Consider the following 13,713-nt stretch of genomic DNA (forward strand, 5'->3'; position numbering starts at 1 on the left):
TTCTTACTCCTGTTTGACCATTGCTGCAATATTTTTCAATGTTTGAGCAATGTACTCCTGTTGAGCTTTTTCAAGCTCCGTGTGCATGGGAAGGCTGAGCACCTCCTCTGTTAATTGTTCTGTAACAGGGAAATCTCCTTCCTGAAAGCCGTATTCGCGGTAGGCATCCTGTAGGTGTAAAGCAACAGGGTAATAGACCATGGCAGGGACACCGGCTGCTGCGAGTTCATTTTTGATCCGGTCTCTTTCTTTCCTGCCTGCAGTAATCCTTAATGTATATTGGTGAAATACATGCGTCGAGCCCGAAGCGCGTTCCGGAACCACCACCGCATGGCAATCTTTGAGTAGTAAATCATAAGTATCTGCAGCCTGAATACGTGCTGCATTATACGAATCCAGATGTCTCAGCTTTACATCCAGAATGGCTGCCTGAATGGAGTCGAGACGGCTGTTGACGCCAATTGATTCGTGATAATATTTTTCTTTGGAACCGTGATTGCAGATAACATGTATTTTTTCGGCCAGCTCCGGATTGCTGGTAAATATCGCTCCGGCATCTCCGTAAGCACCCAGATTTTTGCTGGGATAAAAAGAAGTTGTGCCAATAGCACCCATTGTGCCTGCCATTTTTTCGGTACCATCGGAGAACCGGTAAACTGCACCAATGGCCTGGGCATTGTCTTCTACCACCGGAATATTGTGGCGGTTGGCAATTTCCAGAATCGGTTCCATATCTGCACATTGTCCAAATAAATGAACCGGTACAATCGCCTTCGTAAGCGGGGTAATCGCAGCCTCCAGTTTTGAAGGATCGAGATTAAATGTACCTGGTTCGACATCGATGAATACAGGCTTAGCCTTAAGAAGGGCAATCACTTCAACCGTCGCCACAAAGGTAAAGGGGGAAGTAATCACTTCATCACCGGGTTGTAGATCCAATGCCATCAGGGCGATCTGAAGCGCATCTGTACCATTGGCACAGGGAATGACATACGGTACACCCAGATATTCTCCGAGATGTTGCTTAAAACGGCCGACAGAAGGGCCATTGATATATGCCCCGGAATTGAGGACTTCTGAAATTGACAGATCAATTTCTTTTCGGATTTTTTCGTACTGAGTAATGGTGTCAACCATCCGGATATCCATATAGGGCAAACTTTAATTTTATTCAATAGTTCAAGTGCAGGAATAAGCTGTAAGCTGCACAAATGTATTAATTTCCGAAGGATAGTTTCCTTTTTATTCGCAAACCGATAGTCTTGCCTCCTGATCGGTCATATTGATTTCTTATAAGGATATTACATCCTTGCCAGCAACCTTTTGGCCAATAAAGACCGTTGTGCTTCTTGAGTATGAGAACTTTATCTTTGCTTATTGACGAATCCTGAATGTTATTTGCCTCTAAAATAATGATCGATCATTCAACTCCCAAGTCACTTATGCGCGTAATCAATCATCAGGGTAAAAATTTTTACCGCTTTTTTTGCTATTGTCAGATAGCCATGCTTCTGTATCTGCCTGCATACCTTCAAGCCCAGAAAAGTATTGCCGATTCTGCGGTAAGTATGGCATTTTTACAGGTGGGGTATCAGGGAATGATCACCGGGAATGATCTCACCGACCGGTTTGGTTTTTCTTCCCAGCTTGGGATGGATGTGGGGTATAAATTTCGCAAAGGGCTATATCTGAGCACAGGATTGCGCGTTTTTTTTACCGATGCAGTCCGGGAAGACAAATTGTTGAATAATCTTATTGTACCGGGTGGTTTCCTGATCGCTGATAACGGTACCCTTACCGGAATACGTATTTTTGGTACAGGCTGGGTCGTGCCGCTGTCTGTGGGTAAAGTATTCTCTTTAAATCCAAAGCATAACAGCAACAGTGGCTTTTATGCAGAGGTGGGCGGACAGTTTTTCCAACATAAAATTTCACTTTTTCCTACAGACGAAAAAGTAAAAGCTATTACCGGAGATTACAAAAAAGGATACGACCGGCTGACAAATGGCATAGGAATCAGGGAAGCTGTCGGGTACAGGTACTTCGCCAATAATGGATTTCTGAATTTTTCCATCGGGTTTGAGTTTAGCCAGAACTTTACCCAAAGCCGCAGGAGCATTAATTTTGATACAGGTGAAATGGATACCCGTAAGCGCATGGATTTGCTTTCTGGGTTCAGTGTCGGCTGGATATTTCCTCTATATGAAAGGGCGCCGGATAAGGTCTATTATTTTTAAACATTTATTATTTTATCTACATTTGATTATATGGATTTTTTGGTAAAAATCTTTCGCCGAATAAGTTTCTATGGTTAATCCTGTCATCACTAAAAATATAAAAGCTATCCAGGCTCTTTGCCTGCGGCATCATGTCGTCCGGCTTTGGGTTTTTGGCTCCGTTTTGCGTGATGATTTTAATCAGGATTCTGATATTGATTTCCTGTATGAATGGGACGATGAAGCTATCATAGATAATGAATATCTGTCGAATTTATGGACACTTTTGGATAGCCTTGAGGCACTTTTAGGGCATTCCGTAGATTGGATTTATTACCCAAATCTTAAAAACCCCTATTTTATTGAAGAAGTTGAGGAAACCAAGTTTTTGATCTATGACCAGAAACAAGAAGAAATACCTGTATGATATTTTGAGTTGTATTAGAGATATCCAAGATCAACATCTACGGGAAATAAACAATTCTCAGGACTTCGAGGAATCAAAAACCATAATGAGAGCGGTCGAGAGAGAATTGGAAATCATCGGGGAGGCTGCTTATAGGCTTAGACAAATGGGTATAAGTTTAACCCAGGCTGACGCCTTGATCAATCGTCGGAATACTATTATTCATCAATATGATAGTTTTCAGCCACGTACCATTTGGAATTTTATACGACAACAACTCCCTGCGCTAGAATCAGAGGTCCAGGAATTGTTGCAAAACGCTGAGGATTAAACCATTTTCCCGATATTTAAAATAGTGGCGTATCTATACAATACAGGTATTCTCCTCCTGAACGTTTTTTTGCGTTTTGTTTCACTTTTTCACCCCAAAGCCTCCTTATGGGTTTCAGGCAGGAAAAACTGGCGGAATCGGCTGGCTGAAAAAGTGGAGCCCGGCCAACAATGGGTTTGGTTTCACTGCGCTTCTTTGGGTGAATTTGAACAATGCCGAAATCTGATCGAGTGGGTCAAGGCAAATTATTCCGAACATAAAATTCTGATTACTTTTTTTTCGCCCTCGGGTTATGAGATTCGGAAAAACTACGCATTGGCTGATTTTGTAACCTATCTCCCCCTCGATACCCCCAAAAATGCGGCTGACTTCCTTGATATTCTTAAACCTGCGCTGGTATTTTTTGTCAAATATGAGCTTTGGCTGAATATACTGAAGGAGATAGAATCGCGGAAAATCCCCTCTGTACTCATTTCTGCGCGTGTAGGCGAAAACAGTCGTTTTCTGACCAGCCTGTTTGCCCCGCTGTACCGTCGTGCTTTTCTGGGCTTTCATCATATTTTTGCACAGGATGAAGCCACCAAGGAACTCCTGACCAGATTTTCTGGACATAAAGCGATTACCGTAAGCGGGGATACCCGGTATGATCGTGTGCTCGCCAACCGGGAAAGTTTCAGTGCGATACCCTTCCTCGAAAAATTTACCCAATCCAAACTTTGCCTGATCTGCGGAAGTACCTGGCCGGTCGATGAAAACGCTATTTTTTCCGCATGGGATCGCCTCAAAGATTTGCCAGAACTCGTGATGGTCATTGCACCTCACGAAATCAATCCGCAGCGCATTCAGCAATGGAAACAAAAATATCCGGCAGAGACCCTGCTTTTTTCCGAACAAGAGCAGTACATATCTTCACACAGAATTTTGTGGATTGACAATATCGGGATGTTGTCTCGTTTATATTATTATGGACATGTTGCTTATGTTGGCGGAGGGTGGGGAACCGGCCTTCACAATATCCTGGAGCCTGCGACATTTGGTAATATCGTTTTATTCGGAAATCGCCACGAAAAATTTCCCGAAGCGGCCGACCTGATAGCCGGCGGCGGGGGGTTTGCGGTGAAAGATGAAAACGCCTTGTACGATTATCTGCGAAAGTTTTTTACAGATAAAGAACTTCGGGAAAAAATCTGCGTTTCGAATAAAAAATTTATTGATCAAAGAAGCGGGGCGACCCGTATAATTGTGGAGTGGTGTGAAAGGATGGCTTATTTTCAGGCAACAACGTAATCTGACGTGTCATTTGTCCTTGATTTTTGATGGGTTTTATCTAATTTGCGAGTTATGAAAAAATCGGTTTTCCTTTTCGGCCTACTTACTTACCTTTTGGTATCGACGCCGGTAATTCTTTCATTTGCCGGTAAACCTACAGCCGATCCCAGGTTGTATATTACCAAACTGGAGCAGAAGGCAGATGTCGTTGAAATCGCTTATGAAATCACTATGTCAGGGTTTGTGGAGCTACATCTTTTTGATCCTGATGGTAAGAAAGTTTGGATAAAAGGGCGTGTTACAGATCGTGTGGGCGTGGATAAAATATTGATTCCCCGTGCTCCGCTCAAATCCGGCCAACGTTATACCTATTTCCTTCGCTACAAGGGTAGAGATTATCCCGGTAGTTTTTATGCAAATTGAAGTAGAATAAAGAAAGAATTATCATGAATATCCTCGAAAGCAATATCCAGATCAAAAAAGTAAAATCATCCCGCATTGGCGAAGTAGATATGAACAAAATCCCCTTCGGGAGGATATTCAGTGATCATATGCTGGTTGCCCGCTATGACAACGGACAATGGCATACGCCGGAAATTGTACCTTACGAAAAACTGGCGATCGCTCCCAGTATTTCTGCGCTTCATTATGGGCAGGCTGTATTTGAGGGTATGAAGGCATTGCGTGGTCCCGTGGGAGAACCCCTTCTTTTTCGCCCGGAAGAAAACTTCAAACGACTCAACCGCTCGGCTCACCGGCTTTGTATGCCTGAGATTCCGGAGTCCATTTTTATGAATGGCCTCAAAGAACTGGTAAATCTCGATCAGGCGTGGATTCCTTCTGTTGAGCAGGGTTCCCTCTATATCCGCCCGCTGTATTTTGCTACCGATGAATATATTGGCGTAAAAGCTTCTCAGTCTTATATGCTGGCGATCATGACTTGTCCGGTAGGTGCTTATTACAACGATCCGGTAAATCTGCTCGCAACTACAGAATATATCCGCGCCGCTATCGGTGGTACGGGCGCTGCAAAAGCTGCCGGTAACTATGCTGGCTCACTCTGGCCGGATAAAATTGCCAAAGACCACGGTTATAATAATATACTTTGGCTCGATGCTAAAGAACACCAATACATCGAGGAGTGCGGCACGATGAATATTTTCTTTGTGATCGATGACCGGGTAATTACTCCCCGCCTTACGGGTACCATTCTCCAGGGAATTACCCGCGATAGTGTATTGCGTGTCCTGAGGGATAATGGCTATCAGGTCGAAGAACGACAGATATCTATCTACGAAATCCAATCTGCATACGATTCCGGCTCTCTTAAAGAGGCTTTTGGTACTGGTACAGCGGTTACCGTTATGCCCGTAGGGAAAATTGGTTTTAATGGCAGAGATATGGTTCTTCCTCCGGTTGAAGATCGCCCCATTTCAAACTGGCTGGGCGACACCATGGCGGATATTCGCAATGGCGTTGTAAAAGATCCTTATGGTTGGGTAGTAAAGGTATAGGAATATATGTCTGAAGAACAAAAAACCACTAAAGAATATACCAACGGCGAAGTGACCGTTGTCTGGAAACCCGATGTCTGTATTCACTCCGGAATCTGCTTTGGCGGCCTTCCGCGCGTGTTTAATCCCCGCAAAAGACCCTGGGTGGCAATCGACGGCGCTGAGACTGAAGCCATTGTCGATCAGGTGAAAAAATGCCCTTCCGGTGCGCTTTCTTTTTACATGAATGAAGAAGCCGAAAAAGGGAAAGTCGAAGTGGAGACAGAACGCATAATTGAAGTTGTGCCAAATGGACCACTTCTGGTATATGGGAATATCACCATAAAAAAGCCTGATGGCTCGGAGACCCGCGATGCAAAAGTTACGGCATTCTGCCGTTGTGGAGGCTCCTCCAATAAACCATTTTGCGATGGTACGCACAGGAAAAATGGTTTTGAAGGGTAACCTTTAAATTTTCCTCAAAATTTGTGGTAATTTCAGGCTGTTCATACGTAACTCCTTATTCCACAAATTATGCGATACTATCTGCTACTCCTCATGTTGAGTTTTTCCCTGGCAATATTTGCACAGGAAAAGTCTCCTGCCTTATTCCCTGTTCAGGGATTTTGTATTGGTGGTCCATCTGTTGGTGATGTGGATCGTTTTGTCAAGTTTATTGATGAAGAACTTGCGCCCCGGCATGTAAATACCCTGATCGTCAGAATTGATTACAATTACAGCTATACCAGCCATCCGGAGCTGCGCGGGGAAAACCCGTTGACTGAAAAGGATGTGAAAAAAATGGTGGCAGTCTGTAAAAAACATTCCATTCGCCTTATCCCACAGGTCAATCTTCTCGGCCACCAGTCGTGGCATTCGAAGGCAACCAAACTGCTGGAAGTGTATCCTCAGTTTGACGAAAACCCTGAAGTAAAACTACCGGAAGAATACAAATGGCCGAATGCAGACGGCCTGTATTGCAAAAGTTATTGTCCGCTTCACCCCGAAGTACATGGGGTCGTGTTTGATATTGTCGATGAAATCTGCAATGTTTTTGAGACTGATGCCTTTCACGCAGGCATGGATGAAGTATTTTATATCGGCAATGACAAATGTCCGCGATGCAGTGGCCGCGACAAAGCCGAACTATTTGCCGGAGAAGTTACCCTGATCCGCAATCACCTCGCCGCCAAAAACCGCGAACTTTGGATATGGGGAGACCGGATGATAGACGGAAAAACTACAGGCCTGGGTATGTGGGAAGCCAGCATGAACAATACCCACCGGGCGATTGATATGATACCTAAAGACGTTTTTATCTGCGACTGGCATTATGAGCGCCCTGACCAGACAGCGGTATTATTTGCGATGAAAGGTTTTAAAGTGGCTACCTGCCCCTGGCGTACCCCTGAAATCGGTGTACAACAAGTGGAGGATATGGCCCGATTCCGGGAAAGTGCGACCAAAGCCACCAAAGACAACTTTGCAGGAATGATACAAACCGTATGGTCTGGAGCGGGTCCATTTATGGATGAATACTACGGGGTGAAAAAAAACGAAAGTGCCGGCAATAAGACCCCGACCAGTTGCTTCAAAAGCATTTATGCTAAGATGAATGAGATGGCGAAGGAGTAAAAGCCAAGGCGACTCAATCCAAAGAATAGAAATGAAAAGGCCCTGCGCCAAACGGTTGAGATAGCGTCCCGTGTCGGTGTAGAGTCTGGTTGTTTATGACACCACTGGGGTACAGGCGTACCACCACCGGTTCAAGTTCGAGCGATTCAGCAATCCGGTGGCTGAGGCACCGGGTGTTTTGGGTACCCAACCTGACCAACGAGGCAGGATTGTTCGGTTACGGTTTGGTTGTACCGCCCCTGTACATGAAAAAGACCCAACAATCCACCTGGTAGAGCCAGATTATTATCTGGCTCTACGTGTTCACCCTACGTCACGCCCCGGCTTTGGGCGGGGAGGTGCATGAGGGTTGGTTGTTTTTGGGAAATGCTACCTTATTTGATTGTAGCCATAGGGTAATCATTTACCTTAATCTTTTGTCTAAATTTATCAAGGTATTAGGATAGAATGAAAAAACTCCCCGAAGGTGGGGAGCAAAAATGTTTTAACTTAAGGCAAATAAAGTAACTGGTCTCAGTTTAGTTCATTTAGCAATTACATATCTGGATTTAAGGCAAAATCTAAATTGATCTTTTTTCCTCTTATATTAATATTTTCAAATGCATCCTGGTATCCAGGAGCACTTACATGAACTTGAATAAAGGCAGCTGCCTCAATTTTTAATTCGAATTTTCCCAAACTATCGGTAGTTAATGTTTCAAATATTTCTTCAGAATAGCTTTCATCGGGACTATTCCCATAAATCCAAATCGTAACTCCTAATTTGGCTTTATGTATCGTACTTCCAGACAACTCATCAGTAACAACTCCTTGTAAGAGAATATCTTCATAGTCTGTTTTACAAGAAACCAAGACTAGAAGCAGAAATAATACAGTATATCCTTGCATTCTAATTTTGGTTATAATTAAATATACCTTCAACAAGTGTTTGTTTAATAATTGACCTTGCCTTTTGTTGAATATTACCATGAGTAACATCTGGAGCGGATAAATTTCTATTCATGACTGTTGTTTTATTTGGATTTCTGGCCTGATTTGGCCCACCATTAGAACCGGGGGAATTACTTGATGGACTAGAACTTCCACTGCTACCACTGGATGTCCCTGATGAGGATCCTATAATAGAATCAGAGCCAGAAGCAGCAAGAGAAAAAGATTCTCCACTAGAAGCAGAAGATGAAAGAGTTCCAGACCCACTACCCGAAGATGCAATTGATGTACCTGAAGAAGCATTTTGGAAAATATTCAAATTTAAACTTACATTTTCTGGAATTGTTGTAGTTACAGTTGCATTTTGCATAGGGCCATCAGAACCATCTACGGTAATTAATAAATCTACCGGAATATCTAAATCATTCAATTTCTCTGTCAGATCAACTGCAACATCTACTCCGTAACTATATCCATATATTATCACTTGATCTCCCTCTGTATAGTTATCTTTTATAAATTCCAACCCATTTTCAACTCCTGAAGCAGAGGTTAATCCAGGTGCAATGATCCTACCCTTAAACGCTGATGGAGTCATATTTGTATTAAATCTTGCGTTTTCATAGTGTTCTCCTGTTCCCCCAGCAGCATCTACATTTGTTGTTTTGCCACATCCAAATGGGCCACCATCATAGAAAACAGCAATCACAGAGCCACAGTCTCCATTAGGGCAAGGAGCCTTACCTTCTATATCGACGAAGAATATAGGATTATTCAAAGTGTAATTATACGGACTCCAGGCTGTGTACTTTTCGGCCATCGCATCTACGCCATTCCATCTGGCGATAGATGGGGCATACATTCTGGCCCCATAATCATACCACCCCAGGCCCAGCTCAGTTTGTAGTTCCTTGCCATCCCAAGGGGATTCCCTAAGGGATTTTTAATTCACTTCGTTCAATTGTACAGATACTCATTCCCCGGCGAAGCTGCGAGGGAGTTTTCTCCGGCCATGCGCAGGCGTCAAATATCAAAGAACAAAACCCGTGTCATCTGCCGGGAAGAGGGCTACCAAATCACCTTATTTGAATATAACCGAAAGGTCGCATCCTTCGAAATCAGGGTCATATTATCGGCTAGTGCCTGAGCCAATATCAACCGATCAAAAGGATCGCGGTGATGTGGCGGAAGCGTATCGAGCGTCGTAAGGTGCAAAGTCGATATGGGTAAGGATTGAATGCCTGCCTTCTCTGCATCCCGAATCATTTGCCCTATGGAATGGGGTAGTTTCAGTTTTTTCAAACCGGATTTAATCGTCATTTCCCAATATGAAGCCATGCTCACAAAAATGGAATGCTCCTGATTGGTAATAATTCTGAAAGCTGTTTCGGAAAGCTCAGACGATTGATCAAAATACCACAGAATTGTATGTGTATCCAGCAAATAGGAAGCCATCACATATAGTCCTTAAAGTCCTCTAAGGGCGCATCAAAGTCAGGAGATAATTGGATTTTTCCTTTGTACAGGCCATAAGCATACAGCCGGGGATTTTCCGGTTTTTTTTGAACAATCACTTTTTTAGAGTATTTGCTCAGCAAAAACTCGATATAATCCTCTACCTGTTGCCGAATTTCCGAAGGAAGGTTTGAGATTTGGTAAGCCATACTTATGCTGTTTACGAACCCCAATGTACGAAATTTTAAGAGAATCGGTTCTGTTTTCTTATGACTGCACGGGGGCGTGAACGGTGTGTTTTGTTTTTAGCTGGTTTAGCCCTTCATCGGGCGCATACATCCGCGCGCCCCTTCGACGATCGCTCAGGGTAAACTTCATCATACAACCCCAGCTCCGTTTGTAGTTCCTTGCCGCTGTACAGATATTTATTCCCCGGCGAAGCTGCGAGGGCGGCTGGAAGGGTAGGCGAAATGGCAGGTGTCAATCTTTAAACTTCGGGAAATTTCATTATTTTCCCCTCTCAATCCTGATTATGAAACAACTACTCCCGCTCCTTTTCCTTTTTCCGACCTGTCTGTTCTCCCAGACCGATTTGACCTCTTTTGTCGATCCCTTCATCGGTACTTCCAACTATGGCGCCACTCACCCCGGCGCTGTTGTTCCCTGGGGCATGGCCTCCGTTGTGCCCTTTAATGTCTCGGGCAAACAAAACAAATATGAAAAAGACAGCCAGTGGCTCTCCAATCCTTACTGGAAAGACAACAATTTCCTCACGGGTTTTTCGCATATCAATCTCAGCGGTGTAGGCTGCCCCGACCTCGGTGTGCTGCTGCTGATGCCGACCACAGGTGAAAGGGAAGTCAATCCCCGTATGTATGGGTCCTCTTACCGCGACGAGGAGGCACACCCGGGTTATTTTTCCACCTACCTCGAAAAACACAAGGTCAGAACCGAACTCACCGCTACCACCCGCACCGGCCTCAGCCGCTATACTTTTCCCGCCGGGCAGTCGCACATTCTCCTGAACCTCGGACTGGGGCTTACCAATGAAAGCGGGGCGTCTGTGCGAATCGTTTCCGACGCAGAAATTGAAGGCAGCAAACTGATCGGTACCTTCTGCTATAACCCCGGCACAGAAAGACAGGTGTTTTTTGTGGCAAGGTTTAGCAAACCCGCAAAAACTTACGGCGTCTGGAAAAAACAACCCAAACTTCAGGGCGTGGAAGACCAGTGGTCCAACCACAGTGGCAAATACAAGTTTTACGAAGGATTTAACCAAACCCTCGCCGGAGACAGTATTGGCGTATATTTTTCCTACGAAACCCGCGATCAGGAAGAGATTATGGTGAAAATGGGCGTTTCGTATGTGAGCATAGAAAATGCCCGTGAAAATCTCGATAAAGAACAGGCGGGTTTTGACTTTGAAGCAGTGAGGAAAAATGCAGTAAATGCCTGGAATGAGCAGCTATCCCGCATTCAGGTGGAGGGCGGTACAAAAGAAGACAAAGTAAAATTTTATACGGCCCTTTACCACACGCTTCTCCACCCCAATATCTTCCAGGATGTAAATGGCGAATACCCGGAAATGGGCAATTTTAAAACCGGGAAAATTACCACAGGCAATCGTTACACCGTTTTTTCTCTCTGGGATACCTACCGGAATGTGCACAGTTTTCTTTCTCTTGTTTATCCGGAGCGACAGGAGGAAATGGTCAATACCCTGCTCGATATGTACAAAGAAAGCGGTTGGCTTCCCAAATGGGAGCTCCTGGGAAGAGAAACCAACGTGATGGTAGGCGACCCTGCTATTCCGGTAATCGTTGACAGCTATCTCCGGGGAATACGGGGTTTTGATGTCGATCTCGCTTACACAGCCATGAAAAAAAGCGCAACAACGCTGGAGGGCAATAAACTCCGCCCCGGCATTCGAGACTATATCGAAAAAGGCTATATCCCTATCGACGGAAAAGACAAGGTTTGGGGTTCGCTTTCCACCACGCTCGAATATAATGTCGCCGACTGGAACCTCGCCCAAATGGCGAAAGTGCTGGGCAAAACCGACGACTACGACCTGTTTTACCAGCGGTCGTTGTCTTACAAAAAATTCTACGAACCTTCTTTTTCCATTCTCCGCCCCCTCATGGCAGACGGGAGTTTTATTGCCGATTTTGACCCGGAGTTTGGCAAAAACTTCGAAGCTGTACCCGGATATGTGGAGGGCACGGCATGGCAATATACATTTTTCACCCCACACGATATACCCGGCCGGATCGCACTTGCCGGAGGAGAAAAACCATTTGTCGCCCAACTGCAAAAGACATTCGACGATTCGCTTTTCAGCATGATCAACGAACCGGATATCACTTATCCCTATTTGTTTAATTACGTCAAAGGCGAGGAATGGCGCACCCAGAAAGCCGTTCGCAACAGTATCGACACTTATTTCACAACACAGGCCGGCGGTATTCCCGGCAATGATGATACCGGTACGCTTTCCGCCTGGCTGCTGTTTAGCATGATGGGATTTTATCCCGACTGCCCGGGAAATATGAACTATTCCCTTTCCAGCCCGGTATTTGAGCGAGTGAAAATTGCGCTCGACCCCGCATTTTTTCCGGGGAAAGAATTGGTCATCGAAACCAAAGGCAGCGGAAAGTATATTCAGAAAATCACCTGGAATGGCAGCCGCCAAAAAGGCTATTTTTTCCCCCACGGAGAACTGGTGAAAGGCGGGAAGATGGTATTTGAGTTGAAGGAATAATTTTAGGGAAATATCCCGATTATACTAAGGCTGTTATTTTGAAAAAGAAACCACCTTGCAAAACGAAACTAACGATGAAGAAACTTATTTTACCCCTGTTGTTCCTGACCATTTTCCGGCTCAATGCACAGGAAACCCATTCCCACGGGCGGGCGATCAATTTTCCCAATGTGCCGGGTTATCTTTCTCTGAAGTGCGACCTTCACCAGCATACCGTCTTTTCTGACGGAGAAGTATGGCCTACAATACGCGTTCAGGAAGCGCTGAAAGACAGTCTGGATGTCATTTCCCTCACCGAACACCTCGAATATCAGCCACATAAGGCAGACATTCCCCATCCCGATCGCAATCGCTCACATGATATTGCTGTGAAAGAAGCTGATGGCAATCTGCTGGTGGTACGCGGCTCTGAAATCACCCGCTCTATGCCTCCCGGCCATTGCAATGCCATCTTCATCAATGACGCCAACAAACTGCTCAATGACGATCCGATGGTAGTATTTCGGGAAGCAAAAAATCAGGGCGCATTTGTATTCTGGAATCACCCCAACTGGACTGCGCAGGCACAGGATGGTGTGGCTCGGCTGAGCGAAATGCACAAAAAGCTTATCGACGAAAAATTACTTCACGGTATAGAGGTGGTGAATGATGTTACCTATTCTGCCGAAGCACTACAGATAGCGCTGGACAATAATCTCACGATTATGGGTACATCCGATATTCACGGATTGATCGACTGGGGGCATAATGTTGCCGGGGGAGGCCATCGCCCGATCACGATCGTATTTGCAACCGAAAAGACCGAAGCCGCAGTAAAAGACGGGTTGGTTAACCGTCGTACCGTAGTATGGTACAACAATAACCTTATCGGGCGCGAAGCGCAGATATTGCCCCTATTGAATGCCTGTATGACCGTGAAAAAAGCCGAATATCAGGGCAAAACTTCAGTTGTGACCGTTACCATTGAAAACCATTCTGATGCAGAATTTATCCTGTCTTCATTTGGTGAATATACATTCCACGCCAACGACGATGTGGTGATGGTGGCACCCAACGGCATTACGGAGGTCCAGGTAAAAACCCTGGAAAAGCTCCCATCCTTTGACCTGAAATTTACAGTACTCAACGCAATCACTGCACCCCGGACACATCCGGAAATTACCTTAAAAGTAGCCGTGGGAGATTGAGGGAATTTAGTTATCTTCAACAACTAAATC

At 44.9% G+C, this 13,713-nt stretch carries 14 protein-coding genes and 1 pseudogene; 9 read left to right on the forward strand and 6 right to left on the reverse strand.

Features of this window, described 5'->3' with window-relative positions; all coding sequences use genetic code 11:
• Positions 1–3: 3 nt before the first annotated feature.
• Positions 4–1,149, reverse strand: a complete 1,146-nt coding sequence (locus R3D00_02815) for a DegT/DnrJ/EryC1/StrS family aminotransferase (GenBank protein ID MEZ4772087.1) — start codon at positions 1,147–1,149, stop codon at positions 4–6.
• Between the two features lie 263 nt (positions 1,150–1,412).
• Here R3D00_02815 and R3D00_02820 point away from each other — a divergent pair, with 263 nt between their 5' ends.
• The 7 genes from R3D00_02820 to R3D00_02850 all read left to right on the forward strand — a co-directional run bounded on the left by R3D00_02820 (position 1,413) and on the right by R3D00_02850 (position 7,350).
• Positions 1,413–2,237 (forward strand): hypothetical protein, encoded by an 825-nt coding sequence (locus R3D00_02820; protein MEZ4772088.1) that lies wholly within the window; start codon positions 1,413–1,415, stop codon positions 2,235–2,237.
• A 70-nt stretch (positions 2,238–2,307) separates the two neighbouring features.
• Entirely contained in the window at positions 2,308–2,643 is a 336-nt protein-coding gene (locus R3D00_02825; protein MEZ4772089.1) for a nucleotidyltransferase domain-containing protein, read from the forward strand.
• Positions 2,644–2,977: 334 nt separating this feature from the next.
• Positions 2,978–4,240, forward strand: coding sequence for a glycosyltransferase N-terminal domain-containing protein (locus R3D00_02830; protein MEZ4772090.1), 1,263 nt, complete (start codon positions 2,978–2,980; stop codon positions 4,238–4,240).
• A 54-nt stretch (positions 4,241–4,294) separates the two neighbouring features.
• Positions 4,295–4,645 (forward strand): hypothetical protein, encoded by a 351-nt coding sequence (locus R3D00_02835; protein ID MEZ4772091.1) that lies wholly within the window; start codon positions 4,295–4,297, stop codon positions 4,643–4,645.
• Positions 4,646–4,668: 23 nt separating this feature from the next.
• Positions 4,669–5,736, forward strand: a complete 1,068-nt coding sequence (locus R3D00_02840) for a branched-chain amino acid aminotransferase (GenBank protein ID MEZ4772092.1) — start codon at positions 4,669–4,671, stop codon at positions 5,734–5,736.
• A gap of 6 nt (positions 5,737–5,742) precedes the next feature.
• Positions 5,743–6,180, forward strand: coding sequence for a (4Fe-4S)-binding protein (locus R3D00_02845; GenBank protein MEZ4772093.1), 438 nt, complete (start codon positions 5,743–5,745; stop codon positions 6,178–6,180).
• Positions 6,181–6,249: 69 nt separating this feature from the next.
• On the forward strand, positions 6,250–7,350 hold the full coding sequence (locus R3D00_02850; protein MEZ4772094.1) for a family 20 glycosylhydrolase: 1,101 nt from the start codon (positions 6,250–6,252) through the stop codon (positions 7,348–7,350).
• 534 nt (positions 7,351–7,884) lie between these two features.
• On the opposite strand, the gene R3D00_02855 is transcribed toward R3D00_02850, so the two are convergent.
• The 5 genes and pseudogenes from R3D00_02855 to R3D00_02875 form a co-directional block, all read right to left on the reverse strand.
• Positions 7,885–8,238 carry a carboxypeptidase-like regulatory domain-containing protein gene (locus R3D00_02855; protein MEZ4772095.1) on the reverse strand — a complete coding sequence of 118 codons (354 nt, stop codon included), beginning with the start codon at positions 8,236–8,238 and terminating at the stop codon, positions 7,885–7,887.
• A gap of 1 nt (position 8,239) precedes the next feature.
• Positions 8,240–9,058, reverse strand: a complete 819-nt coding sequence (locus tag R3D00_02860) for a hypothetical protein (protein ID MEZ4772096.1) — start codon at positions 9,056–9,058, stop codon at positions 8,240–8,242.
• 24 nt (positions 9,059–9,082) lie between these two features.
• Positions 9,083–9,142 (reverse strand): annotated as a pseudogene (locus R3D00_02865) (hypothetical protein).
• Positions 9,143–9,348: 206 nt separating this feature from the next.
• A complete protein-coding gene (locus tag R3D00_02870; protein ID MEZ4772097.1) occupies positions 9,349–9,735 on the reverse strand; it encodes a type II toxin-antitoxin system VapC family toxin in 387 nt (128 codons plus the stop codon).
• A complete protein-coding gene (locus R3D00_02875; protein ID MEZ4772098.1) occupies positions 9,735–9,944 on the reverse strand; it encodes a DUF2281 domain-containing protein in 210 nt (69 codons plus the stop codon). The genes R3D00_02870 and R3D00_02875 overlap by 1 nt, the downstream gene beginning before the upstream one ends.
• A gap of 323 nt (positions 9,945–10,267) precedes the next feature.
• On the opposite strand from R3D00_02875, the gene R3D00_02880 reads away from it, so the two are divergent.
• Both R3D00_02880 and R3D00_02885 read left to right on the forward strand, forming a co-directional pair.
• A complete protein-coding gene (locus R3D00_02880) occupies positions 10,268–12,496 on the forward strand; it encodes a GH92 family glycosyl hydrolase (GenBank protein ID MEZ4772099.1) in 2,229 nt (742 codons plus the stop codon).
• Positions 12,497–12,570: 74 nt separating this feature from the next.
• A complete protein-coding gene (locus tag R3D00_02885) occupies positions 12,571–13,683 on the forward strand; it encodes an Sb-PDE family phosphodiesterase (protein MEZ4772100.1) in 1,113 nt (370 codons plus the stop codon).
• Positions 13,684–13,713: the final 30 nt, after the last annotated feature.

The sequence above is a fragment of the Bacteroidia bacterium genome, from assembly GCA_041391665.1.
GTDB lineage: Bacteria > Bacteroidota > Bacteroidia > J057 > J057 > JAGQVA01.